The organism is Streptomyces sp. NPDC031445 (genome assembly GCF_055581365.1).
The window spans coordinates 45,010-68,379 of the sequence record NZ_JBVIJO010000014.1; the positions used below are offsets into that span (position 1 = coordinate 45,010).

The 23,370-nt window shown below is 69.8% G+C and carries 22 protein-coding genes and 4 pseudogenes; 12 read left to right on the forward strand and 14 right to left on the reverse strand.

Annotated elements, in window-relative coordinates:
* Positions 1 to 44: 44 nt before the first annotated feature.
* From ACZ5DC_RS31235 to ACZ5DC_RS31250, 4 genes are all read right to left on the reverse strand, one after another.
* Positions 45 to 767 (reverse strand): SDR family NAD(P)-dependent oxidoreductase, encoded by a 723-nt coding sequence (locus ACZ5DC_RS31235; RefSeq protein ID WP_468658224.1) that lies wholly within the window; start codon positions 765 to 767, stop codon positions 45 to 47.
* 65 nt (positions 768 to 832) lie between these two features.
* Positions 833 to 1,495 (reverse strand): NAD(P)-dependent oxidoreductase, encoded by a 663-nt coding sequence (locus ACZ5DC_RS31240; RefSeq protein ID WP_468658226.1) that lies wholly within the window; start codon positions 1,493 to 1,495, stop codon positions 833 to 835.
* A 134-nt stretch (positions 1,496 to 1,629) separates the two neighbouring features.
* Positions 1,630 to 1,926 carry a DoxX family protein gene (locus tag ACZ5DC_RS31245; RefSeq protein ID WP_468658228.1) on the reverse strand — a complete coding sequence of 99 codons (297 nt, stop codon included), beginning with the start codon at positions 1,924 to 1,926 and terminating at the stop codon, positions 1,630 to 1,632.
* 7 nt (positions 1,927 to 1,933) lie between these two features.
* Positions 1,934 to 2,644: a DsbA family oxidoreductase gene (locus ACZ5DC_RS31250; RefSeq protein ID WP_468658230.1), complete on the reverse strand. Its 711-nt coding sequence runs from the start codon at positions 2,642 to 2,644 to the stop codon at positions 1,934 to 1,936.
* A gap of 111 nt (positions 2,645 to 2,755) precedes the next feature.
* On the opposite strand from ACZ5DC_RS31250, the gene ACZ5DC_RS31255 reads away from it, so the two are divergent.
* On the forward strand, positions 2,756 to 3,202 hold the full coding sequence (locus tag ACZ5DC_RS31255) for a winged helix-turn-helix transcriptional regulator (protein ID WP_468658232.1): 447 nt from the start codon (positions 2,756 to 2,758) through the stop codon (positions 3,200 to 3,202).
* A 252-nt stretch (positions 3,203 to 3,454) separates the two neighbouring features.
* On the opposite strand, the gene ACZ5DC_RS31260 is transcribed toward ACZ5DC_RS31255, so the two are convergent.
* Positions 3,455 to 4,087 carry a LexA family protein gene (locus tag ACZ5DC_RS31260; protein ID WP_468658234.1) on the reverse strand — a complete coding sequence of 211 codons (633 nt, stop codon included), beginning with the start codon at positions 4,085 to 4,087 and terminating at the stop codon, positions 3,455 to 3,457.
* 44 nt (positions 4,088 to 4,131) lie between these two features.
* On the opposite strand from ACZ5DC_RS31260, the gene ACZ5DC_RS31265 reads away from it, so the two are divergent.
* Complete coding sequence (locus tag ACZ5DC_RS31265) at positions 4,132 to 4,488, forward strand: DUF6233 domain-containing protein (protein WP_468658236.1); 357 nt, start codon at positions 4,132 to 4,134, stop codon at positions 4,486 to 4,488.
* Between the two features lie 292 nt (positions 4,489 to 4,780).
* The gene (locus ACZ5DC_RS31270) at positions 4,781 to 5,965 is read left to right on the forward strand and encodes a PP2C family protein-serine/threonine phosphatase (RefSeq protein WP_468658238.1); all 1,185 of its coding nucleotides are present in this window, start codon (positions 4,781 to 4,783) and stop codon (positions 5,963 to 5,965) included.
* Between the two features lie 188 nt (positions 5,966 to 6,153).
* Here ACZ5DC_RS31270 and ACZ5DC_RS31275 read toward each other — a convergent pair.
* The 3 genes and pseudogenes from ACZ5DC_RS31275 to ACZ5DC_RS31285 all read right to left on the reverse strand — a co-directional run.
* Positions 6,154 to 6,453, reverse strand: a pseudogene (locus ACZ5DC_RS31275) (integrase core domain-containing protein); the annotation flags it as partial.
* Between the two features lie 797 nt (positions 6,454 to 7,250).
* The gene (locus ACZ5DC_RS31280) at positions 7,251 to 8,315 is read right to left on the reverse strand and encodes a CU044_5270 family protein (protein ID WP_468658240.1); all 1,065 of its coding nucleotides are present in this window, start codon (positions 8,313 to 8,315) and stop codon (positions 7,251 to 7,253) included.
* Entirely contained in the window at positions 8,312 to 8,950 is a 639-nt protein-coding gene (locus ACZ5DC_RS31285; RefSeq protein WP_468658665.1) for an RNA polymerase sigma factor, read from the reverse strand. Before ACZ5DC_RS31285 ends, ACZ5DC_RS31280 begins: the two co-directional genes overlap by 4 nt.
* Positions 8,951 to 9,874: 924 nt before the next feature.
* Here ACZ5DC_RS31285 and ACZ5DC_RS31290 point away from each other — a divergent pair.
* From ACZ5DC_RS31290 to ACZ5DC_RS31325, 8 genes and pseudogenes are all read left to right on the forward strand, one after another.
* Positions 9,875 to 11,044 (forward strand): sensor histidine kinase, encoded by a 1,170-nt coding sequence (locus ACZ5DC_RS31290; RefSeq protein ID WP_468658242.1) that lies wholly within the window; start codon positions 9,875 to 9,877, stop codon positions 11,042 to 11,044.
* A 19-nt stretch (positions 11,045 to 11,063) separates the two neighbouring features.
* On the forward strand, positions 11,064 to 11,723 hold the full coding sequence (locus tag ACZ5DC_RS31295; protein ID WP_468658244.1) for a response regulator: 660 nt from the start codon (positions 11,064 to 11,066) through the stop codon (positions 11,721 to 11,723).
* A 113-nt stretch (positions 11,724 to 11,836) separates the two neighbouring features.
* Positions 11,837 to 12,475, forward strand: coding sequence for a GPP34 family phosphoprotein (locus ACZ5DC_RS31300; RefSeq protein WP_468658246.1), 639 nt, complete (start codon positions 11,837 to 11,839; stop codon positions 12,473 to 12,475).
* Between the two features lie 18 nt (positions 12,476 to 12,493).
* Positions 12,494 to 14,047 carry a carboxylesterase/lipase family protein gene (locus ACZ5DC_RS31305; protein ID WP_468658248.1) on the forward strand — a complete coding sequence of 518 codons (1,554 nt, stop codon included), beginning with the start codon at positions 12,494 to 12,496 and terminating at the stop codon, positions 14,045 to 14,047.
* Positions 14,048 to 14,141: 94 nt separating this feature from the next.
* Positions 14,142 to 14,563: pseudogene (locus ACZ5DC_RS31310) on the forward strand (hypothetical protein); the annotation flags it as partial.
* 1 nt (position 14,564) lies between these two features.
* Positions 14,565 to 14,735 (forward strand): annotated as a pseudogene (locus ACZ5DC_RS31315) (IS701 family transposase); the annotation flags it as partial.
* A 244-nt stretch (positions 14,736 to 14,979) separates the two neighbouring features.
* Positions 14,980 to 15,411 carry an RrF2 family transcriptional regulator gene (locus ACZ5DC_RS31320; RefSeq protein ID WP_468658250.1) on the forward strand — a complete coding sequence of 144 codons (432 nt, stop codon included), beginning with the start codon at positions 14,980 to 14,982 and terminating at the stop codon, positions 15,409 to 15,411.
* 133 nt (positions 15,412 to 15,544) lie between these two features.
* Positions 15,545 to 16,750, forward strand: a complete 1,206-nt coding sequence (locus ACZ5DC_RS31325; RefSeq protein WP_468658252.1) for a globin domain-containing protein — start codon at positions 15,545 to 15,547, stop codon at positions 16,748 to 16,750.
* Positions 16,751 to 17,231: 481 nt separating this feature from the next.
* Here the strand turns inward: ACZ5DC_RS31325 and ACZ5DC_RS31330 are convergent, their stop codons facing one another.
* Positions 17,232 to 17,660, reverse strand: coding sequence for a VOC family protein (locus ACZ5DC_RS31330; protein WP_468658667.1), 429 nt, complete (start codon positions 17,658 to 17,660; stop codon positions 17,232 to 17,234).
* 633 nt (positions 17,661 to 18,293) lie between these two features.
* Between ACZ5DC_RS31330 and ACZ5DC_RS31335 the strand changes: the two are divergent.
* Positions 18,294 to 18,511: pseudogene (locus ACZ5DC_RS31335) on the forward strand (toxin Doc); the annotation flags it as partial.
* Between the two features lie 117 nt (positions 18,512 to 18,628).
* On the opposite strand, the gene ACZ5DC_RS31340 reads toward ACZ5DC_RS31335, so the two are convergent.
* From ACZ5DC_RS31340 to ACZ5DC_RS31360, 5 genes are read right to left on the reverse strand one after another with little or no spacing between them, the layout of a single operon-like run.
* Positions 18,629 to 19,801: an ABC transporter substrate-binding protein gene (locus ACZ5DC_RS31340; protein WP_468658254.1), complete on the reverse strand. Its 1,173-nt coding sequence runs from the start codon at positions 19,799 to 19,801 to the stop codon at positions 18,629 to 18,631.
* A gap of 17 nt (positions 19,802 to 19,818) precedes the next feature.
* Positions 19,819 to 20,874, reverse strand: a complete 1,056-nt coding sequence (locus tag ACZ5DC_RS31345) for a branched-chain amino acid ABC transporter permease (RefSeq protein ID WP_468658256.1) — start codon at positions 20,872 to 20,874, stop codon at positions 19,819 to 19,821.
* On the reverse strand, positions 20,871 to 21,743 hold the full coding sequence (locus ACZ5DC_RS31350; RefSeq protein ID WP_468658258.1) for a branched-chain amino acid ABC transporter permease: 873 nt from the start codon (positions 21,741 to 21,743) through the stop codon (positions 20,871 to 20,873). The genes ACZ5DC_RS31345 and ACZ5DC_RS31350 overlap by 4 nt, the downstream gene beginning before the upstream one ends.
* Before the next feature lie 47 nt (positions 21,744 to 21,790).
* Entirely contained in the window at positions 21,791 to 22,510 is a 720-nt protein-coding gene (locus ACZ5DC_RS31355) for an ABC transporter ATP-binding protein (RefSeq protein WP_468658260.1), read from the reverse strand.
* On the reverse strand, positions 22,507 to 23,271 hold the full coding sequence (locus ACZ5DC_RS31360; RefSeq protein ID WP_468658262.1) for an ABC transporter ATP-binding protein: 765 nt from the start codon (positions 23,269 to 23,271) through the stop codon (positions 22,507 to 22,509). The genes ACZ5DC_RS31355 and ACZ5DC_RS31360 overlap by 4 nt, the downstream gene beginning before the upstream one ends.
* Positions 23,272 to 23,370 lie beyond the last annotated feature (99 nt).

Genomic DNA, 23,370 nt, shown 5'->3' on the forward strand with positions numbered 1-23,370 from the left:
CGAGGGATGACCCGAACCGCGGTGGCGAGGGGCCCGGGCTGCGGTTACCCGGCGGTCGGCTCGGGGTGGATCTGCTCGATGCGGTCGCGCTTGGTGTACAAGTTCCAGTAGTGCTCGGCGAGGTCGTCGGGGTCGACGAGCGGGCCGACGCCTTCCGGCAGTGATGCGGCGGCGATCTCTCCCATCTCGCTGCGGGCGATGAAGGCCGCGATGGACAGGGTGCCGGCGTAGGCGCCGATGTCGGCGAGTTCGCCGTTGAGGGAGTACAGCCAGTTGCGGGCGGCGGACATCAGCGGGCCCACGCCGCTCATGTACGGCCGCGGCGCCACGGCGGTGTGGCCGGTGGTCATCAGGAACGCGCCGTCGCCGCGCTCGGCCCACTCGGGCAGCACCGCGCGGACCACCTCGACCGGGGTGAGCAGGAGGAGGGGGCTGTCCTTCTGCAGGGTGACAGCATCCAGCTTGGTGGCGGGGGCGAAGCTCTGTTCCCCGCTGATCGGCCCGTACTCGATGACGTCGATCCGGCCGAACCGTCCGCGGATGACGTCGATGAGGGCGGGTACCTCGGCGGGCTCGGAGAGGTCGGCGGTGAATCCGGCCGCGTCGATGCCCTCGCCGATGAGCTGTTCGACGAGTGCGTCGAGGCGGTCCTTGCGGCGGGCGACGAGGGCGACGCGGAAGCCTTCGCGGGCGAAGCGGCGGGCGACGGAGGCGCCGAGCCCGGTGCCGGCTCCGAAGACGGCGATGACCTTGGACGTGTCGGGCATGGGGATGTCTCCTCGGGCTTTTTGGGGTGTTCTGGCTGTTCAGCAGGGGTTCGAGGTGGGGTGGGTCAGCCGCGGGCGTTCCACACCAGCGGGGCGCGGCACATCCAGGTCTCCTCGTCGACGGAGTCGAGGAGGAAGCGAGCGAGGTCGGCCCGGTTGATCCAGCGTCCGGGCGTGGTGACGTTGGCGTCACCGGCGCGCAGGGGGCCGGTGGCGGGCCTGTCGCTGAGGGCGACGGCGCGGGCGAGGGTCCAGTCGGTGTCGGAGGCGCGCACGACCTGGTCGACGCCGGTGTGGTCGGTGAAGCCGACCTTGATGTTCGACAGGTTGATGAATGCCTTCACCAGCGGGTTGAGGCGGGCCCAGTCGTCGCCGGCACCCTGTGAGGAGGTCAGGACGATCCGGGGGATGCCCTGTTCGGCCATCACGGTCAGGGTGTTGCGGGCGGCGTCGGTCATGAACATCGGCGGGCTGACCGGCTTGGCCCAAGGATTGTCGGAGGCGCGGGCGTTGTTCAGCACGCTGATCACCGCCTGGGTGCCCTGGGCGGCCCGGCGGATGTCGTCGATGTTCGCGGGCGTGCCCTGGATCAGCTCGACACCGGTCGGGGCGTGGACGGCGGAGGGGTCGCGGACGAGGGCGCGGACGCGGTGGCCGCGTTCGGCGGCCTGTGCCAGGACGTGGGTGCCGGTGCGGCCACTGCCGCCGAGGACGAGCAGGTCGGTCATGGGGAGTCATCGCCTTTCGTGGGCGGAGGGCCGGGCGGCGGGAGCCGGTCGGGGACGGATTCGGAGGGATCAGAAGGAGTAAGGGCCGAAGCGGCCCCAGGCCACCACGAAGGACAGAACCAGCAGCACGGCGTTCATGCCGATCGCGCTGCACTCCCGGCGGCGGAGTGGAAGGTGCCGGCCAGCACCATCACCACCGCGAGGCCGACGGCGGCGAGCGGGGTGAGGACCACCGCGAGGCCGGTGGCGGCGGGCAGGACGAGGCTGAGCACGGCGGCCAGTTCGACCGCGCCGATCAGCCGGACCGTGCCCGGGGCGAGGTCCTTGGCATAGGGAAGAGTGCCGGCGAGCTTGTCGATCGGCTGGGTCGTCTTCATGACGCCGGCCATCGCGAACACCGCGGCCAGCAGTCCCTGCAGGACCCCCAGCAATGGGGATTCAGCCGTGTGCCGGGACGGCGCAGCCGTCCGAGCCGCAGACCGGGGCGTCACCGCCACCTGCGACGGGGGTGAGGGGGTGGGTGTCGTCCCAAGCGGTGCGGAGCAGGTCGAGCAGGGTGTCGCTGTCCTGGGCACCGGGAACGCCGTAGCGGCCGTCGACGACGATGAACGGGGCACCGGTCGCGCCGAGGCGCTGAGCGCGGGCCGCGTCGTCGCGGACCTGCTCGCGGTAACGGCGCTGGGCGAGTGCCTGCCATGTCTGCTCGCGGTCCAGGCCCAGGGTGTCGGACAACGCCAGCAGGTCGTCCGGGGAGAAGACGGGCTCGGCCTTGCCGAAGTAGGTGTCGAAGATCGCGTCCCACGCTTCGCGGTTCTTGCCCTGGGCGGAGGCGTGGGCGAGGAACTCGTGGGCCAGATCGGTGTTGCCGACCTGGTTGTCCAGCACCCGGTAGGGGCTCAGACCCTCGGCCGCGGCCAGTGCCTCGATCCGCCGGGTCGACGCCTCGGCCTGACCGCCGCCCACACCGTGCCGTCGCAGCAGAGCCTCGCGGACGGAGAAGGTGCGGCCCTCGGGGAAGCTGCTGCTGAGCGGGAACGAGTGGTGGACCACCTCCACCTCGCCCGCGTGCTTGAACCGCTCGACGGCCTGCTCCAGGCGGTGATGGCCCAGCCCGCACCAGGGGCACGTCACCTCGGACCAGATGTCCACCTGCACGGCGCACCTCTAATTCTTACGACTTGTTCGTAGCGCCATGATGGACCAGTATGGAAGGCGGTACAAAAGGCACATCCGTGTGCGTGCCGGAGAGGAATGTGCGTCATGGAACAGACCCGCGAAGCGAAGGCGGCCGGTGAGGCGAAAGCGGTCGGGGCGGCGGCGATCGGGCCGTGCGCGGCGATCCCCGCCGAGCACATGGCCTTCATCCGCGAGGTCCTGGACCGCGTCGGCGACAAGTGGAGCCTGCTGCTGATCGCCGTCCTGGAGCCGGGCCCGCTGCGCTACACCGACCTGCAGCGCCAAGTCCCCGGGATCTCCCAGCGCATGCTCACCCTCACCCTGCGCCAACTCCAGCAGGACGGCCTGATCGCCCGCACCGCCTACGCCGAAGTTCCCCCGCGCGTCGAGTACGCCCTGACCCCGCTCGGCCGCGGCCTCCACGAGATCGCCACGTCCCTGGTCGGCTGGGCCGCCGCCCACCACGACGAGATCCGTGAGAACCGGGCCCGCACGACCTCAGCGCAGCCGAGTGCGGGTGCACACGCCTGAGCTACCGGAGACCATCACCGACGGTAGCGAAACACGCGGCCACCCGACTCCTCATCGGTGGCCGCGGGTGGAGGATTCCCACTGGCCACCGACATGGTGGTGCGGGCGAGACGCATGGGCGGGATCCTCTCGGAAGATCACGGGCAGTTCGCGATCTTGCGAGCGGCTCCCGCAGGCGACCCGCCCGGCGGTCGGCAGTGGCTCTACCCGATCGGGAGGTAAGTCCGATCGTCGACGCGCGCAGCGGGCCGATTAAGGATCCGTGGCGTGGTTCAGGTCCCCGATGAGCTGATCAAGCTGGAACGATCCGCCGAGGAAGAACGCGCCAAGCTCGCAGGCCTGACCGGTGAGGCGTACGTCGCCCAGTGGCGCCGCTGGCGTGATGCGTCCGGGAAGGTGCAGGCCGCCGTCACGGCGCACGCCGAAGCCAGCGAGTGCCACCGGTATGAGCTGGAGCAGGCCGCGAAGAAGGCCGTCCGGCACGCTCAGGACGATCCGCGGGCCGGTGGGCGGGCCAGGTGGCCAGCACCTGGCCCGTCTCCTCGTCAAGGAGGTTGACGCGAGCGCCGGGCCTTCTCCCGTAGTCGTCGACACAGCGGCGGAACTTGTCCTGCGCCATTTCCTCGCGGTGCCACCAGCCGTGCTGCACGGGCTGGCCATCGAATTCGAGCAGCAGGTGGTAGCGGCCGCCGCTTCGCGGACGATCGTGCGTTTCGCCTCCAGCTCGCCCAGCTGGTAGTGCGCGGAGGCCCGGCTGCGCATGCCGACAGCCGCGCCGATCTGCTGCATCGTCGGCGCCTGTCCGTGGTCGGCGATGTGCCGGCGGATGCAGCGCAGGATGCGCTCCTGGGTGTCGGTGAGGTGGTCGACGCGATGCGTAATCAAATCAGATTGCTTGTTCGATTTTGACGGCAGGCCGGGAGGAGCAGGTGGGTGGTGAGCAGCCGCTGTCGTGTCTGGACGCGCTGCGTTTCGCCCGGCGCGTCGTCGAGCACCAAGCCATACGGCATCTGGGGCTCATCGACCGCTGGATCGCCCAGGAGGAGCGGCGGGGGGCGGAGCGGCGCCATGGTGAGCAGATGCGTCCGACGCCTGCGGACTGGCTGATCCAGTACGGCCTGAACCGGGACGACGTCGACGCCGTCCACGTCGGCGGCTGCTGGGCCGCGAAGAAGAGCGGCTGCTGCCGGCCCGCCACACGCGAGCGGGCCCTCGACGCACTCCGGAACGAGGTGCCGCCGTGCGTGCACTGCCGGCCGGACACGGCCCTCGGCATCGGGGACTGAAGCAAACAGCTCTGGCCAGCGCGAGCGCGTGGAGGGCGGTCGTCTACGCGGCGAAGGCTCTGCAGGGCGAGCGCCGGCCTGCTGGGCGACCGCGCGGTGCGTCGGCCAGTCGGGGAAGCCGGGGCTATACAGCGCGCGGTCGCCGCTGACCCCGGATCCAGCGACGCTCACCTGCCCGGCCCAAGAACACCCGCCATTGCCGGAGCGCGGACGCCGCCCACACACGAGTCTCAGCCGCTGTCCGCGCCATCCACCCGAGGCGCCGCGCAGGTAAAAGGTGCACATTGGACATATGCACCCCGGCCAGCGGTTCGCCGTCACATGGCAGCGGTGGCACGCCACCCGGTTGTTGGTGCTGCTCCCCATCGGGTTGATCGTTACGATCACCGTCGTGGACATCCAGACTCCGGAATCCGTCCACCTCGGTCCGCTGCTGGTCGTAGCCCCTGCTATCACAGTGGCGATCGGTGGGATCTGGCTGACCGGACTGATCGGCGTCCTGGCGGTGGTGGCTCAGGTAGTCATCGCCGTTTTCCACGGGGGTCTGACCACGCCCAACCACATCTCCCAGATCATCGGGCTCACCATCCTCTCGATGCTGGCCGTGATCGTCTGCCTGGTGCGCGACAGGCGCAGGGCTGAGCTCGCTCAGGTGCGGACCGTTTCCGAGGCCGCGCAGCGAGCACTGCTACGCCCGCTACCCCGCCGACTGGGCACTCTGCACCTCTCGTGCACGTACCTGGCCGCCGCGAGAGAAGCGTGTATCGGCGGTGACCTGTACGCCGTGGCCCGCACCGGTGACCGCACTCGTGTGCTCATCGGCGACGTCAGAGGAAAAGGACTGAACGCAGTGGGTGAGGCGGCTGCGCTGATGGGCGCGTTCCAGGAGGCAGCTCACCAGCACGCCACACTGCCGGCGCTCGCCAGTGCCCTGGACCGCAGCGCGTGCCGCTACGCCGCCCAGTTCCTCGGGGCGGACGACGAGGCCACGGAGCATTTCATCACCGCATTGCTGCTGGAGATCCCCGACCATGACTCCGTGGCGCGGTTGACACACTGCGGGCACCCCGCGCCCCTGCTCATCAGCAGGGGCAAGGTGACGAGTGTCCCGAGTTCCCCGGAGCCACCCCTGGGCCTCTGCGGGCTGACGCAGAACCGCCGCACTTCTCACACGTTCCCGTTCGAGGCTGGTGACACGCTCTTGCTGTACACCGACGGTCTCGTGGAGGCCCGCGACGGCAGCGGCGCCTTCTACCCGCTGGAAGAGCGGCTCGCTCTATGGCCGAAGTGCCATCCCGACACGCTCATTGAGTGCGTCCAACGCGACCTCTTGGCCCACACCGGCGGGGCCCTGGGCGACGATGCCGCCATGCTCGCCATACGACGAACGGCAATGCCACACACCGGACACCTCGGCAGCGAGCTGGTCGGCAGCGATGGCCGTCCGATGGCTGACCTGAAGCACCGCTACCACTGACCCGGCCACCGTGCGCGAGTGGCTGTCGTCGGCGTTGGTCGGGAATGGAGGGCATCGTAGTCAAGCAGCCGGACGACGCCTACCAGCCGTCGGCGCGCGCGGCTGTACGTCCGCAGGGCGAGCGAGGCGACTGTCGACTCGGTCACCGGCCCTCTAGGGTCTGATGCAGGTTCGGGTGACAGGTGCGGTCACGCGGCCTTGAGGGCCGGCGTGGTCATGACGGTCTCGAATTCGACGGGTGTCAGCCGGCCGAGCGACGTTTGTCTGCGGCGTCGGTGGTAGGTCGGCTCGATCCAGGTCACGATCGCGATCCGGAGTTCTTCGCGGGTGGCCCAGACACGGCGGTCGAAGACGTTCTTCTGCAGCAGGCTGAAGAAGGACTCCATGGCCGCGTTGTCGCCAGCAGCTCCGACCCTCCCTATCGATCCGGCCATCCGGTGGCGGTCGAGCGCCCGGACGAACTTCCGGGAGCGGGACTGCGATCCGCGAGCGCGCTCGGGGTGGAGAACGTCGACATGCCGTCGGACACGGAGGACCGCACCGCTCTGTTCCGGCAGCGCACCCTCACTCGGAGACTGATCGTCCTGCTGGACAACGCCCGCGACTCGGAGCAGGTCAGACCTCTGTTGCCGACGGGCACGGGGTGCCTGACCATCGTCACCTCCCGCAACCGGCTGCCGGCCCTGGCAGCGGCCGAGGGCGCCGCACCGGTGCCTCGGGACATCTTGACGCGGCAGGAGGCACAGGCGGCATTGGCCGCACGGATCGGCGGCGAGCGGTGCCGTGCGGAGCCCGGGGAGGCCGCCGAACCGATCGAGCTGTGCGGGCGCCTGCCTCTCGCCGTCGCGGTTCTCGGCGCGCAGCTGAGCGCGGCCCCCGTCCTGCCGCTGCGCTTGGTCGTACGGGAGCTTCGGGCGTCGCAGTCGCGGCTGGACGTCCTGGCCGGTGACGACCGGCGCGCCGAGGTCCGCTCTGTGTTCTCCTGGTCCTACCAGGCTCTCACCGCGCAAGCGGCGACGTTCTTCCGGCTCATGTGCCTGCACCCCGGTCCGGCGGTCTCCGCCGAGGCCGCCGTCCCCCTCGCGGGCGTGGAACTCGGAGAGGCGAGGCGCTCACTGCGCGCACAGGTCGCTCGCCGCCGGGCGAGAGACCTGTGCCTTCCCGAAGTTGTCGTGCATGCCGTCGTCTACGGCCGACCGTGCGAAGTCCTACGCGTGATCAACACTCGCCGGTGGCTGCACGTCATGTCAGCCGGACGAACGCTCGCGACGACAGTGGTGCGCTGTCACGCATCGGCACCTTGGGCGCCGGGACGCTGCTTCTGGGCGTTGACGACGGTCCGCTCCAGCACGGCGGTGTTTTCGCGGACGGTGCCGGGCTTGATTCCGTCCGCCTCCTTGATCTGGACAGCCCGGCTGCCGAGATAGGTGTACGTCGTGCGGTCGAAGATCCACTCGGTGCGGTCGCCGCTTTTCTGGTCGACGTGGGCCAGGGCGATGCCCTCGCGCCCTGCGGCGTCCTTGGCATGGTCCACCACCACGACCCCGGGGATCTTGGCCGCGGCCCGGTACAGCGCTGCGTTCAGCTTCGCCGGTGCGAGCTGCTCACCGAGCAGGTCACCGATGGTGGTGAATGCCTCCTCGTCCGGGGAGTTCCCCCGGCCCTTGGTCTCCTTGTAGATCTTCTTCAACAGGGCGTTCGGGTCGGTCGGCAGCGTCTTGAGATAGTCGTAGGAAGGGTTGTTCAAACTGTTCGGGACAGTGGTGTTGAGAGTGATGCCGCCCTCGGGCTCGTAACCGGGCTCGTCCAGCCATCCATGCTTGCCGTCGGAAGAATGCCAGACCTCACGCACATGCAGGGGCTGGACCAAGGTCTTGGATTCGTCTGCGTCGGTGTGCGAGACGGAGAGGTAGGAGACCTTGCTCTTGATGTAGATGTACTGGCCCGGGCCGGGTGTGGGAGTTCTGCCGGCCAAGGCGGCACCGGCGATGTGCTCGACGGTGGAGGCGAGCTGGACGGTGCTGCCGGGCTCGATGCGGACGACCGGTGCTTCGACCGGTGCCGGGGTGGCTGCCGTTGTGCCGCTGCTCCCGGAACGGGTCAGCGCGGTGAGGGCGAATGCGCCGGCCAGGGCGGCGGCGGTGACCGGGACACCGATCAGCACGAGACGACGTGCCGGGCGGCGGGACGGCGCAGGGGCTGATGCGGTGGACTGGATCTCGTTCATCAGGTGCTCCTCGAGAAGCAGGCGACGGTCGAGTGACAGGTGCGGGTCTCCCGGTGCCGGCAGCAAACGGGACAGCTCCGCACGGTCCAGCGGTTCCTGACGCCGTGACTCCTTGCGGATCATTCGGACCTCTCCTTGCACGACTCGTGTGACCGGGCCGCGGAAGCGCGGCTGCCCTGTACTTGTCCGTTGCCCGGCAACGGTTCCCCTCGTTTTTTCAGGTCTTCCTCGGCCAGTTTCGCCAGCCGTTTACGGGCGCGGGACAGGCGGGAGCGCACGGTGCCGACCGGGACGTCGAGCACGGCCGCCGCCTCCGTGTAACCGAGTCCGGACCATACGCAGAGAGTGAAGACCTCACGCTCACCGCGATTCAGTTTCTTCAGCGCCCTTTGTGCGGCGGCCAGTTGGTCGGCGTCGGCTATGCGTCCGACGAGTTCGTCGGCGAAGTCGGGGACGGTTTTCTCGGCGGGCAGGCGTCCCAGGGCCTGCCGGTGACGGCGCGCAGCGCGGGTGGAGTTGCGCAGTACGTTCACGGCGATACCCATCAGCCATGGGCGCGGGCTGTCGCCCTCGTCTCGCAGCTTGGCGCGCAGTCGCCACGCCTCCAGGAAGGTCAGCGAGACGATGTCCTCGGCGACGGTCCAGTCCCCGGTCACACGAACCGCGTGCCGGTAAACCAGCTGGGCGTGGTCACGGAAGAGTTCGCGAAACGCCTCGGGGTCACCCGCTCGTATGCGTGTGTGCAATGAGTAGTTCACGTCAAGCCTTGTCCAGGCAGCGGGAGGGGTTCCCGTGATGTGTGTCACATTGCGGGAGATTTCGCGGCCGTCCCACGTATCACGGGTGCCGTTCACTGGGGTGAGTGAGATCAGCCATGCGGTGACTACCGGGCGATGCGGGCGTTCCGCGGCAGGTTTGATGACGTTGTCGAGTCGAGTCAATGTCTCGTTCGTCCACCCGATCGCATTGTGGGGATCATAGAGAAGGTCGTGCAAGTGGGCTGCTGGCGGGCCCTCAGCAGTGCCATGCCGTCATGGCTGGCCTGTCCGAGTGGTGAGTCGACCGGTTCGGTTCCCGGGCAGGTCCAGTATCCGGGTGGCATCCCGGGCGGAGACGTGCTCCGCTCGCCAGCGACGCGGCATGACCGCTCGCGCGGATTTCTTGAGGTTCTCCAGGGACGGGTCATAGCCGCCCTCACCTGCGGTTCAGCGTCGCCCCGGAGCAGCAGGATCATCTCGTCCACCAGGTCGCTCATCGCCTGCGTCCGAGCACGTCCGCTGGACATGGTCCACCGGATCTCGTTGTACCGCGCCGCCAGCCGGTCGATGGGGTCACCCGCCGGCTCGGCGGGGCTACCCGTGGGCCGCGCCCTGCTGAGCGCCTCTCTCACCCCGTCGGCCAGGTCTCCGGCGGCCTCCTGGTGTCTCGCGTCGCTCCGCCTCGCCTCTCGCATGGGGTGCGCAGTGCACCGACCCTTGCCGCGCAAGAGCGCGCGGGCGGAGGTGGGTTGACCGAAACGCCGACGCTCCGTGGTCGCGCCGCTACCCGGTCAGCAGGGGTCCGCACGCCTCGCGCGTAGCCGGCCACCTCGGGATCACCTGACCGACCAGATGAGTGTCAGCCGCTGCGAGGGACGCCCGCGCCGGTGTGGGGATCGCCGTGCCGCTGGATATGGTCGACGTGTGGACGCCAGCACAGGACGGCAGAGCGACGCGTTCGCCGGGGAAGCGCGGGGTGAGCTGTCGCCCCGGACGGCCCGGGCGCTGTGGTGCGGGTCGGCAGGCCTGGTGATCGCCGCCCTGGGCGTCCCGGTGTCCGTCGCCGGTGCGGAGGACGGCCGACGGCTGCTCGCGGCCGCGGCCCTGGTCCTCGTACAGGTCTGTGCCCTGAGGTGGCAGGCGCGCGTCCCGGTCCCCGTACTGGCCGTCACCACGGCGGCGGGGATCGCGGTGTGGGCGCTGCTGCCCGCGGTGACATTGACGGGGGCGCTGCTCGCGGCGCAGGTCACATTGTGCGTGCTGTCGGCCACCAGGCCACGGCGGATGTCGTTGTGGGCGCTCGCTGCCATGTGCCTGCCGGGCGCGCTGGAGTTCCGGACGGGTGGCAGTGCCCGCCCGGCGGTCTATGTGCTGACGGTGGTCCTGGCGTGGACACTGGGGCAGTGGCGCAGGGCGCAGCGGGAGCGGATGAGGGCGGAGACGCACCGGGCCGTGGCGGAGGAGCGTGCGCGGATCGCGCGCGACGTGCACGACGTGGTGGCGCACACCTTGTCGGTGATCGTCGTCCAGGCCGGCGCCGCGGACGACGTGTTCACCGAACGGCCGGACCAGGCCCGCCAGGCCCTGCGGGCCGTCGAGACGGCCGCCCGCTCGGCGCTGGGTGAACTGCGCCTGACCTTACGGGCGTTCCGGCCCGAAGCGGACGAGGGATCGGCAGGGGAGCCGCGAAGGCCGGCGCCCTCGCTCGCGCGCCTGGGCGAACTCGCCGACACGGTGCGCGCGACGGGGATGACCGTACACGTGTACCGCGAGGGAGCCACTGACGGGTTGCCGGCCGCGGTGGACCTGGCGGCGTACCGGATCATCCAGGAGGCTCTCACCAACACGCTGCGCCACGCGGCCGGCGCCGATGAGGTCAGCGTGCGCGTGACGGACGAAGGGCATTGTGTGAAGATCACGGTGGTCGACAACGGGCGTACACGTCAGGGACGTTGGGCTGGGGCCGGAGCGGGACGCGGCCTGGTGGGGATGGAGGAGCGCGCACGGCTCGTGGGCGGCAGCCTGCGCGCCGGTCCGCGGCCCGGCGGCGGGTTCGAAGTGGCAGCGCGGCTGCCGGTGGAGCGAGCCTCATGACGCCGGTGGAGCGAGCCTCATGACACTGCGGGTGGTGGTGGCCGACGACCAGGCCCTGGTTCGTACCGGATTCCGCCTGATCATCGACGCCCGTGCGGACCTGGAGGTGGTCGGTGAGGCGGCGGACGGCCGGGAGGCGGTGCGGCTGACACGCGAACTGGCGCCCGACGTGGTCCTGATGGACGTACGCATGCCCGTCCTGGACGGCATCCAGGCGACCCGGCAGATCGCGGGGAGCGGGAGCCGGGCCCGGGTCCTGGTGCTGACCACCTGGGACGTGGACGCGGACGTGGTGGCCGCTTTGCGGGCAGGGGCGAGCGGCTTCCTGCTGAAGGACATCCGCCCGGGAGAACTCGTCGACGCCATCCGCGACACCGCGCGGGGCGACGCGTTGCTGGCCCCCAGCGTCCTCAGCCGTGTACTCGACCGGTTCCTGGCAACGACCCCCGACCCGGCGCCGCCGCCGTCCCTGAAGGACCTCTCCGTCCGCGAACGGGAGGTGCTCACCCTGATCGGGCAGGCCCTGTCGAACGCGGAGATCGCCGAGCGGCTGGGCCTGTCGGAGGCCACCGTCAAGAACCACGTCACCGCGGTGCTGCGCAAGCTGAACCTGCGCGATCGCGTCCAGGCCGTCGTCGCCGCCTACGACCACGGCCTCGTACGGCCACGACGCCCCTGACAGCCGCCTCCTCCTCAGGGAGGAGAACCGGGCCGCGCTCCTCCCGCGCTCCCAGTGCCGGCCCCCTCCCGCGGCCGATGTGTGTCCAAAGGTGCCGGCCCTACGGTCGAACGGTGATCGACGACCTGCCCTGCACCCTGTACCTGCTGGTCCACGACGAAGCGGCCGAAGGCCCCTACGACCGTTCCCGCGCCGCTCTGCTGGTCCGTACCGCCGCCCTGATCGACCTCGCACTGCGCGGCCGACTGAAGGAACAAGGCGGCACGGTCACCGTCTCCGGCACGGAACAGACCGGCAACCCCGTCCTGGACCGCGTCCTGCGCGACGCCGGCGACGGCCACGGCTGGAAGCGCCTCGTGCGCCGGCACCGCGCACAGACCCTGACGGACGCGGAGGACCGGCTCATCGCGGCGGGTCTCCTCACCGCGAAGGCGCCCCGCACCCGCCTGGGCACGCGCCGACTGACCGTGACGGACCGCGCCGCGCCCGCCGCGCTCCGCGCCCGCGTGTCCGCGGTCCTGCACGGGGACGGCCCGGTGCGGGACGTTCCCGCCGCGGACGCCGCGCTGCTGGCGCTGGCCGCCGCGGGTCGGGTTCGTTCCGTGGTGTCCCGGCGGGACCAGAACGTCTTCCGGGCCCGCATCGACACCTGCACGGGGTCTCTCGCCACCCTCGCGCCGGGACTGGAGAAGGCGGTACGCGCCCTTCCGACGACCATGATCGCCGCCAAGGGCGGCATGGGCGGCAGCTGACCGAACGGGGAGATGACCATGCACCGCGTCCTGACCGCCCTGGGCTGCGCCCTGGCCACCGTCCTCACGACGGCCTGGTCCCCAGCGCCGCCCACACCGCCCACCCCGGCCGCCGCCCCAGTGGTCCGCACCCATCACGGCCTGGTGCGGGGTGTCCACCGCGACGGCTACCGCACCTTCGCGGGCATCCCCTACGCGGCGCCTCCGGTCGGCACCCTGCGCTGGGCTCCGCCCTCGTCCGCGCCGGCCTGGTCCGGAACACGGGACGCGACCCGCCCCGCGAGCGCCTGCCCGCAACCGGCCGGCGAGGTGCCCGCCGGCAGCACCGACGAGGACTGCCTCCACCTGAACGTCACCGCGCCCGACGGCGCCGGATCAGCGCACCCCCGGCCGGTCGTCGTGTGGCTGCACGGCGGCGGGTTCACCACCGGAGCGGGCAGCTCGTACGACGCCCATCGCATGGCCGTCCGCGGTGACGTGGTCGTCGTCACCGTCGACTACCGCCTCGGCGCCCTCGGTTTCCTCGCCCACAGCGGGCTGCCCGGCTCCGGCACCTTCGGCCTCGCCGACCAGCAGGCGGCGCTGCGCTGGGTGCGCGCCGAGATCGGCGCCTTCGGCGGCGACGCGCACCACGTGACCCTGGCCGGCGAGTCGGCCGGCGGCTACAGCGTCTGCGCCCAGCTGACCTCACCCGCCGCCGCGGGACTCTTCGACCGGGCGATCATCGAGAGCGGCCCCTGCACGGGGCGTCCCGAGCGGCCGTTCGCCCCCTCCTCCGTCCCCCTGCCCGTGGCGCGCGCGGCGGGCGGGGACTTCGCGGCGAGAGCCGGCTGCGGTTCCGCACACGACGTCCTGACCTGCCTGCGGCACGTGAAGGTCTCCCGTCTGCTCGCCGCCCAGAGCGCGGACCAGCAGCCCGCGACCGGAACCCCGCTGCTGCCCCGCGACCCCGCGGCGGCCATCGCCGACGGCCGCTTCCACCGGGTCCCCGTGCTGATCGGCCACACCCGTGACGAGGGCAACGGGTGGGCCGCCGGCATCATCCAGGCCGGCCATCCCGTCACCCCGCAGACCTGGCCCGACGTCGTGTCCTCCTTCTTCCCACCGGGACAGGCGAGGGCCATCGTCCGCGAGTACCCGGTGCACCGCACCGACGGCGGCCCGGTGTTCGGCGCGGTCATCGGCGACGCGGACTTCGCCTGCCCGACGGCGCGCACCGGCGACCTGCTCGCCGCCCGCGTGCCCGTGTGGCGCTACGAGTTCGCCGACGAACACCCCCCGCCGCTCACCCCGGGCACACCGCCCTTCCCGCTCGGCGCACCGCACGCGAGCGAACTGCCGTACCTCTTCGACCTGGGTGGCCGCCCCCGGGCGCTGACCGCGGCGCAGCACCGGCTGGCCGACGCCATGATCGACTACTGGACACGCTTCGCCCGCGGCGCCGACCCGAACGGCCCGTCCTCACCGCACTGGCCCCGGCACACGGTGCTCTCCCTGGCGCCGGACCACATCGCCGCCACCCGTACGACACAGCTCCGCCACCACTGCGCGTTCTGGAACGGCCTCGGGTGAGCCCGGAAACGACCACCGCGACAGCCCGTGACGCCGTGGGCCGTGGCCCACGAACCGACGGGGAACCCACCACGCGAACTCCAGGGGGACAGTCATGAACGAAACCGTCGCCAAGCGTCTGACAGGCCTGGCCGGCATCGCCACCGCACCGCCTTCATCAACGAAGTACCCCTGTACTTCCTCTACTCCGGTCCGCCACCGGACTCCAACGTCCTGGCCAGGCTTCTGATCGGCATCCTCGCGCTGGCACTCCTGACCGTGTTCGTCACGGTCTTCCGTGAGCTGATCAAGAGGACGGATCCCGCAAGCGAGTGGCTCGGCACCCTCGCCTTCGCCGCCGGACTGGTCTACGCGACGGTCACCCTGGTCTCCAGCGGACTGGAAGGCGGCGCGGTCATCGCCACCGACCACCCGATCGACCCCACCATCACGGTCCACGCCACGTACCTCCTGTACGGGTCGATCGGCCGCCTCATGCTCGCGCTCTTCCTCGCCGCCCTGGGATACGCGGTCTCGCTACCGGATGACCAACCTGCCCGCCACCACCCCGGTCGCCGACCTGGTGTGGTGGGCGAAGATGCGCTGGCGGATCGAGCACGACTACCGCGAACTCAGACACGGCCTGGGCCTGGACCACTTCGAAGGCGGCGTGACCCAGAACCCCGCCGCCCGCCCGTCGGACCCGTCAGCACCGCGCGGCCGCTTCGAACTGCTACGGAACACCCCCGATGACCAGACGACCACCTACACCCGCGCCCAGGCCGCGACACCAACCGGCTGCACCATGTGCCCAACCATCGTCTTCCTGTCAACGCATTGCGCGCGCCCGGTGAGCGCGCCAACATGCGAATCACAGCATGGGATTCGACAGCGAGAGTCAGATCACACCGTGTAAATATGAATCTGCAATGCAACAATGTTACGGTGATCTCGTGAGGCTGACCAGATACACGGATCTCGCACTCCGAGCAGTGATGCGGCTGGCCGTCCTGGACGGTGACCAGCTGGTCACCACACGGCAGATCGCCGAGTCCATGAACGTGCCGTACACGCACATGGCGAAAGCCGTGGCGGAGTTGCAGCACTTCGGTGTGATCGAGGCGCGACGCGGACGCAACGGCGGACTGTCGCTGACCGCCGCGGGGCGGGACACCAGCGTCGGCGAACTGGTCAGGACACTGGAGAACGACCGCGAGGTCGTCGTGTGCGAGGGCGCCACCCCATGCCCCCTCTCCGGCGCTTGCCATCTGCGCGACGCGCTGCGGCAGGCGCAGAGGGCCTTCTACGCCTCCCTCAATACCCTGACCGTGGCCGACCTGGTGAAGACACCGACCGGGCCCGTGCTACTGGCTCTCGGCGCCTGACCCGCCGGCGGACCAAGACGGGGGCGCCCCTCCCCTGCACGGCACCCGATGGGGGCCTGTAGGGGCCGGTCACGGCCTTGAATATGCATCTCAGTGACCAATTACTCGAACATCGAACACAGGAGCGAGTCTGATGCTGTCTGCGCAGTCGGTCCCCGTCGTCCGGGCAACACTTCCCGCCGTAGGAGCCTCCCTCACCACGATCACCGATCGCTTCTATCAGCGACTGTTCGAAGAACGCCCCGAGCTGCTGCTCAACCTGTTCAACCGGACGAATCAGGTCAACGGCACGCAGCGGGAGGCCCTGGCCGGAGCGGTCGCCGCCTTCGCGACACTCCTGGTCGAAAAGCCCGACGAACGTCCGGACGCCATCCTGTCCCGCATCGCGAACAAGCACGTCTCCCTCGGCATCACCGCCGACAGCTACCCGCTGGTCGGCCGTCACCTGCTGGCCGCCGTCGCGGAGGTGCTGGGTGACGCCGTCACGCCCGAGGTGGCCGCGGCCTGGGACGAGGTGTACTGGCTGATGGCCAACGCGCTTATCGCCAGCGAAGCCCGCCTCTACGCCGCCGCCGGCGTCGCTGACGGCGACGTCTGGCGCCGGATGGTCGTCACCGAGCGCCATGAGCAGTCCCCCGACGCGGTCTCGCTGGTCCTGAGCCCCGCCGACGGCGGGCCCACCCGGCCCTTCCGGCCCGGGCAGTATGTCAGCGTCCGGGTGGAACTACCCGACGGGGCACATCAGATCCGGCAGTACAGCCTCTCCACCGCTCCCGGCCGCGACACCTGGCGGATCACTGTCAAGCGCGAACGCTCCGCCGACGGGACCGTTCCCGACGGGGAAGTCTCCTCCTGGCTGCACGCGAACGCGAAGGAGGGGTACGTCCTCGACGTGTCGCTGCCCGCCGGCGACCTGGTCCTGCCAGACGCCGACACGCCGCTGCTGCTCGCCTCCGCCGGCATCGGCATCACCCCCATGCTCTCCATGTTGGACCACCTCAGCCAGACCGATGCCACGCGGCCTGTCACCGTCATCCACGCCGACCGCAGTCCGCATCACCACATCCACCGCGACGAGCAGGCACACCTGGTCGACGACATACCCGGTGCCGACCTGCACCTGTGGTACGAAAACGACGCACATCACGCGGTGGGCCCTCAGGTCTACGCCGGGCGCACGGCCCTGGACGAGCTGAAGCTCACCGACGACACCACCGCCTACCTCTGCGGCCCGCTGCCCTTCATGCGCGCTGTGCGGGGCCAACTGCTGGCCAAGGGACTGCACCCGTCCGCTATCCACTACGAGGTCTTCGGCCCCGACCTCTGGCGCAGCAAGTAGGCCTCGCACGGCTGACGCCGCGCCGTTGTCCTCTTCACGGTCCGCGAGAGGGCCGCCGGCCTCCGGGCCCGGCACGACTGTGCCCCCTGTCGCACGGATGCGCTGTGGGGTGCGGTCACCGGGTCCTGGGGCGCCGTCGGAGACGCGAGGATGCGCGCGAACGTCCCGCCGCCGAGGACGCAGTATCGATGCAAGTGGGGGCACGGTGATCCGCCCTGGCCGGGTCGAAGAAATCCTCGACAGGCTCCGGACGAATATCGAACTCCAGCTACTGGTCGTCTTGGACAAGGGGCAGGCCGCCGAGCGGCGTGCCCCTTCCAGCGCGACGGCGACCGAGACCAAGCTGTGTGTCGGCAACCGTCTGGCTGTGACACGGTGATGAGAGGGGGCAGCGGCGCTCTGTCCCGGTCGTCGGGCCGGCCGACTCGGCTCGCTCCATCTCAGCATGGAGGATGCGGTCGTGATCACTGCCCCTTCGGGTCTAGGCAGGCACCTCTTGCAGTACCCACTCGTTCCCGTCCGGGTCGGCGAACGTGGCGTACGAGCGGTATTTCAGCCGCTGGGGATGAGGGCCCTCGCGCCGCCTTTCGCCGGTGCAGCGGTGGAACAGGTCGCTGGTGTCGTGGAAGATCTCACCCGTCCTGACCCCCCGGTCGCGGAGTTGCAGGCAAGCCCTTTCGATGTCGGTCACGACGAGGTGGAGCCCCCGGACGGTGCCGGGCAGGGCCGTTGTCACCCCGGTTCCGAAAAGAATCGAGCACGGAGATCCCGGAGGGGTCATGTGTACCACTCGATATGATTCGTCGCTGGTGTGGTCCTCGTCCAGGCGGAATCCCACCGCCTGATAGAAGGCCTTGGCGCGATCGACGTCGGAGACGGGGAGGACGATGAGCTCCAGCCTGAACTCCATGAGGGGCTCGCTGCTTGCGGCGGCAACCGCAGCCGTTCGGGCGCGCGCCGGACTCTCCACCTCTTGAATCTCCACCTGATAAATGTAGAGTTCCGGGCTGCGCCCGTGTGAGGTGACTGTCCAACCGCCCACCACACGCCAGTCTGCGTCACGTCCCCGCAGAGGCTCACCTTCCGGTGCGGAGGCCGAACGCAGCTCGTCCTCCAATTCCTGGTGCCGCTCGTGCGGTACGTGCAGTTCGAGGGCGAAGTGGCGCAGAGGACGACCACCCGCAACGGGGGTGAAGGACGGCAGCTCCACGGCCGGAACCTCGCGGAGCGCGCTGAGCAAAGTGACGTGCATTGTCGTCATGACCGCATCTCTTCCTGACGTCTTTTTCAGGATGACCGGATGAGGCAAAGGTCCGTGACAGGGCGGACGAACAGATCCAACGATTCCGCGACGAGTCGAGTTGTAACACACGCTGTGATGACGTCGGGCACGTTGCCGGCGCGAAAGTATGTGCCCGGCGCGAGCGCCTTGAGTCGTGGGCGGTGCCACAACCTGGGCCAACGGGCTGCTCGGAGAGTTCGACGAGGCGTTCTCCGAGGAAATCCCACCATCCGGGCGCGGCGACGGGGCCGCGGCTGCCTGATGGACCTGCACATCGACGTCTCCTGCTCCTCGACGTCCAGGGGCCGGCCCGCCCTCGGGCGCGAAGACGTGACCGTGACCGACTACTCCGCGCCGGTGGCGGCCGTCGCCCGGCACAAGACGCGCATGGCGACGCTTGAGTCCTTCCACCGGACGCCGCCTGGCGCCCGGCCGCCCTCCTGCGCACGCTCGTGCGCTTGGAGTCGCTCCCCCACCGCACCGGGCGGCCACCTGGTGAGCCTGGTTCGTGACGACCCCGTATGCCGCTGCGGGGGGGGCGGCTTAGGTGCCACGCCGGTCGTCGGCCCGTCCCCGGCGCCGTACCACCGGGGACATCAGTTCGCGAGGTGCCATTCGCCCTTGCGTACCACAAGGACGCCGAGTGATTCGAGCTGGAGGCCGGAGTGCTCCTGCGCCGTGTTGCGGATCGGTCCGGACATACCGTCGAAACCGAGTGTCTCGATGGTGTCGCGCAGCTTCGGGCCGTCCGTAGTTCCCGCCTTGGCGACAGCGTTGCGCAGCATCAGGGCGGCGTCCGCCGCGAAGGAGGCGAAGCCGGAGTAGTTCCGGTACTTGTCGGTGTACCGGGCCACCCATTCCTTCTGAGCACGGACGTTCTCGCCCTGTGAGGTCACGTCGCCGATCGCCAATACCCGGGGAAAGACCATGTGGACGCCCTCTGCCGCTCCCTGAGCGCCCTTGACGAAGAGTTCCGCGCCGGCGCCGGCATCCAGATAGACACCTCCCTGGAATTCCGCGTCCCGCAGGTTCTTGGCGATGATCCCGGCCGCCGGCATCACCGCCCACACGACCACGACGTCGGGACGCTCGGCGACCAGGCGCTTCGCCTGGACACTCATGTCCTTGTCCTCCTGGCCGAACTGCTGCGTGCCGGTCACCTCGATGCCGGCCTTCTTGGCCTGGGCCAGCACCGCCGCGCGGCCCTCCTGACCATAAGGATTGTCGACGTTGAGCAGGCCGATGCTCCTCACCCCCTTCTTCTTCAGTGCGGCAAGCAGCACCCCGGCATCCTGAGCGGGATTGGGCGAGATCTTGAAGGTGTACCGCCGTTCTGCCACCGGGCTGGTGATCGCCGTCGCCGAGGCCAGGGAGATCAGCGGTACCTTGCGCTTCTCCACAATGGTGGTGACCGGTACGGTGCACGCCGAACAGCCGCCCGTGATCACTGCTGCGACGTGGTCGTTGTTGATCAGGTCGTTGACATTAGTGATGTTCTGCGCGGGCTTGGTCTGGTTGTCCTTGACGATCAGCCTCAGCTTGCGTCCGCCCAGCAGGCCCCCCTGCTCGTTGATCGAGTCCACTTGGAGTTCGAGGGCCTTTTTGTACGCCGTGCCGATGCTCTGTGTGGGCCCCGACAGCTCCAGGCTGGCGCCGATCACGATGTCCGCCCCCTTACCCTGCCCGCCGCCCGTCGCGTCGTCCTTCTCCGGCGCCGCGCAGCTGGTGAGCCCCAAGGCGCCAACCAGAACCGCTGCGGTCAGAGCCAACGTGGTACGTGTCCGGATCACTGCGTCTCTCTTTTCTGTGTACGAGCGGTCGCGGCGGGGTCAGGCCCGTCCTGCCTCACCCGAGCCGACCGCTGCCTGAATACCGACGACACGCCGCCCATCCCTCTGGGCAAGAACAGCAGGACGGCGATCAAAGCAATCCCGTAGACGACGATGTCGAAGTTCCCGGTAGCGGACGGGAACACCTGCGGGATCACGTCTTTGGACGCCTCGGACAGCGTGATGATCACCAGAGCGCCAAGCGGTGCGCCCCACGGAGTGCGCAGTCCACCGACCGAGGCGATGACCAGCAACTGCACCGAGCTGAGGAGTCCTGCCTGACCGGGGTCCATGAAGGACGACCAATGGGCGTACAGACTGCCCGCGATCGAGGCGAGCCCGGCCGCGAGCGCCAACGCGCCACGGCGCAACGAGGCGGCCGAGACACCGGCCGCCTCCGTCGCCACGGGGCTGTCGCCCAGCGCACTCAACGCATCGCCCGCAGGGGACCGCAGCAACGCGTCAACGGCCAGCACGGCGAACAGCAGCACGCCGGCCACCAGGTAGTAGAACGAGAGGTCCGTGTCCAGCTCCACTCCGAACGGTGCCAGCGACGGGATCCCCGCCAGGCCGTTGGATGCACCGGTCAGCGGCAGCTGGTTGGCCAGCGAGGTGACCACCAGACCGAACGACAGGGTCGCCAGGGCCAGGTACTGGCCCTGTGCCCGGAAGATGAACAACCCCACGGCGTACGCCACCCCCATGGCCAGGACGGCCCCGGCAAGCAACGCGAGCAGGGCGTTCACCTGCCATCTGCCGGTGAGGACGGCAGAGGTGTACCCGCCCACGGCGGAGAAGGCGGCCTGCCCGAGGGAGATCTGCCCGGCACGGCCGACGAGAGGTACCAGCCCCAGCGCGGCGGTGGCCTGGATGCACATCAGTACCGCCACCGACATCGTGTAGAAGGGCACCCGCGTGAAGACGGCGGGCACGGCCAGCAGCAGTACGACGAAGGCCGCGTACCCGGCCGCACGGGAATGGAGCAGGGCGCGCGCCCTGTGCGAGGTGTTCATACCCGCGCCACCGGCGGCCGGCGCAGCAGCCCCGTGGGCCGGAGTAGCAGCACCACGAGCAGCAACCCGTAGGTGAGTGTGTCCTTGTACTCACTGCTGAGGTATCCGGTGGTGTACGCCTCGACCAGTCCGACCAGCAGCCCGCCGGCGACGGCTCCCACCGGGGAGACGAGTCCGCCGATCACTGCCGCTGTGAAGCCCCTGAGACCGAAGGCAATGCCCACCGACGCGTCCGGCGGTTGCAAGGGAGCCAGGAACACTCCCGCCACAGCGCCCAGCGCCGCGGCCCAGGTGAACGCCAGCGAACTCATCCGGGCCGGCGAGACACCCATGAGTCGGACCGTCTCGGGGTCCATGGCCGTGGCTCGCATCGCGGTACCCCACAAGGTTCTGGTGAGGAACGCCCACATCAGCGCGACCGCCGCCGCGGTGGCGACACCGCACCACAGGTATTGCCGGGGCACATGGGCGCCGAACACGTCGAAGGCGCCTCCCTGGGAGAACGGCGGGACGAAGTGTGAGTCCGCGCCGAAGGCGAGCAGCGCAGCGCCCTGCAGAGTCACCGAGGCGCCGATCGTCAGGATGATCAACCGTTCGCTGTCGGCGCCCCGTGCCCTTCTGATGACGACGAGGTCCAGCAGACCACCGACCGCGGCGGTGAACGCGATCGCGATCAGGGCGGCCGCCCACAGGGGCGTGCCCGCCTCGTACAACACGGCGGAACCAAGCCCACCGAGCATGACGAAGTCGCCTTGCGCGAAGTTGATCACACTGGTGACCTGGTACACCAGGGCCACCCCCAGACCGACCAGGGCATAGGTGGTGCCGGCTCCGAGTCCGGACAGCGTGAAGTCGAAGAACTGCGACATGCGGGCCTACCGGGTTCTGATGCCGAGTGTGGGCGAGGCGGGTACGTTCATCCTGCGGACCCTCCGAGATAGGCCTGAAGGACCCTGGGATCCCTGCGCAGTTGGTCTATGAGTCCCGAGGCCACGAGGTCGCCCCGCTCCATGAGGTGGCCGCGGTGTGCCACGTGGAACGCGACGCTCGCGCTCTGCTCGACCAGGACCAGCGTGGTGCCGCGCCCGGCCAGTTCCACGAGGGCGTCGGTCACCAGCCGGACCGCCTGCGGGGCGAGCCCCAGGGACGGTTCGTCCAGCAGCATGAGTTTCGGACGGCTCATCAGCCCGCGGCCGATCGCCACCATCTGCTGCTCGCCGCCCGACAGGGTACCGGCGGGCTGTCGCCGACGGCCGGCGAGCGCGGGAAAGAGGTCGTACACAGCGTTCAGCCCGGGCGCGGTCGCCGCCCGCCCCGCCGCATAACCGCCCAGCCGCAGGTTCTCCTCGACGGTGAGCCCGGCGAACACGTGCCGGCCCTCGGGGACGAGCACCAGACCTGATCGCGCCCGCCGTTCCGCAGACCAATGGGTCACGTCACTGCCGTCGAACTCGACGGTACCCCGCCACGGGCGGGACAGACCCGCGAGGGTACGCAGCAGCGTCGACTTGCCCGCGCCGTTGGGTCCGATCACGGTCACGGCCTGCCCGGCGTCCACCGAGACGTCCACGCCGTGCAGGGCCTCGATCCGGCCGTATCCGGACACCAGCCCAGTGGCGCGCAGCAGCTCGGTCACCTCTCCTCGCCCAGGTAGGCGGCCCGCACCACGGGATCGGCGGCGATCCGATCGGGTGTGCCGTCCGCCAGCAGCCGGCCGTGGTCCAGCACCACCACCCGGTCCGACACCGAGAGGACTCCGGCGACGTCGTGCTCGACCAGCAGTACGGTCACGCCCTCGGCAGCGATGTCGGTGAACAGTGACGTCAGATCAGCACTCTCCGCGCGCGAGAGACCCGCGAGGGGTTCGTCCAGGAGCAGGAGTGCGGGGTCTCCCGCCAAAGCCCTGGCGATCTCCACCCGGCGCTGAAGTCCGTAGGCGAGACTGTCCGCAGACAGTTGTGCGTACTGGCCCATTCCCACTCTTTCCAGCAGTTCACGGGCCGTGCGGCGCTCGGCGGCCATCCGGCGCTTCGCCGAGGCCAGACCCAGAGCGTGTCCCAGGGAGAGGCTCAGGCTCCGGGCCGTGCGCGGCAGCATGACGTTCTGCAGCACGGTCAGCGAGCCGAAGATCTGGAGGTTCTGGAAGGTCCTGGTCACACCGAGGCGGGCGGTACGTACCGGGCCGACGCCTGTGATGTCGTGACCGTTGACGCGGATGGAGCCGGATGTCAGCGGCGTCAGACCGGACAGGGCGTTCAACAAGGTTGTCTTTCCCGCACCGTTGGGACCGATCAGCCCGATGACACCGCCGCTGGAGTGCGAGAGCGTGAAGTCCTCGACGGCCGCCACCCCGCCGTAGCGCACCGTGGCTCCGGACACTTCGACTGCCGTGGTCACCGGCCGCCTCGGCCGTCGCATTCGGCTGACACTTCTCTCCTCCACTTGGCCCCCCGTCACCAGATACATCGTCAGCCGGCGTGTGCACGGCGCCACTCG

Excerpts from the sequence above, each read along its gene's own strand:
- ACZ5DC_RS31235 (WP_468658224.1), bottom strand. The coding sequence starts at position 767 with ATGCCCGACACGTCCAAGGTCATCGCCGTCTTCGGAGCCGGCACCGGG.
- ACZ5DC_RS31240 (WP_468658226.1), bottom strand. The coding sequence starts at position 1,495 with ATGACCGACCTGCTCGTCCTCGGCGGCAGTGGCCGCACCGGCACCCAC.
- ACZ5DC_RS31255 (WP_468658232.1), top strand. The coding sequence starts at position 2,756 with ATGGAACAGACCCGCGAAGCGAAGGCGGCCGGTGAGGCGAAAGCGGTC.
- ACZ5DC_RS31270 (WP_468658238.1), top strand. The coding sequence starts at position 4,781 with ATGCACCCCGGCCAGCGGTTCGCCGTCACATGGCAGCGGTGGCACGCC.
- ACZ5DC_RS31280 (WP_468658240.1), bottom strand. The coding sequence starts at position 8,315 with ATGATCCGCAAGGAGTCACGGCGTCAGGAACCGCTGGACCGTGCGGAG.
- ACZ5DC_RS31295 (WP_468658244.1), top strand. The coding sequence starts at position 11,064 with ATGACACTGCGGGTGGTGGTGGCCGACGACCAGGCCCTGGTTCGTACC.
- ACZ5DC_RS31305 (WP_468658248.1), top strand. The coding sequence starts at position 12,494 with ATGCACCGCGTCCTGACCGCCCTGGGCTGCGCCCTGGCCACCGTCCTC.
- ACZ5DC_RS31325 (WP_468658252.1), top strand. The coding sequence starts at position 15,545 with ATGCTGTCTGCGCAGTCGGTCCCCGTCGTCCGGGCAACACTTCCCGCC.
- ACZ5DC_RS31330 (WP_468658667.1), bottom strand. The coding sequence starts at position 17,660 with ATGGAGTTCAGGCTGGAGCTCATCGTCCTCCCCGTCTCCGACGTCGAT.
- ACZ5DC_RS31345 (WP_468658256.1), bottom strand. The coding sequence starts at position 20,874 with ATGAACACCTCGCACAGGGCGCGCGCCCTGCTCCATTCCCGTGCGGCC.
- ACZ5DC_RS31350 (WP_468658258.1), bottom strand. The coding sequence starts at position 21,743 with ATGTCGCAGTTCTTCGACTTCACGCTGTCCGGACTCGGAGCCGGCACC.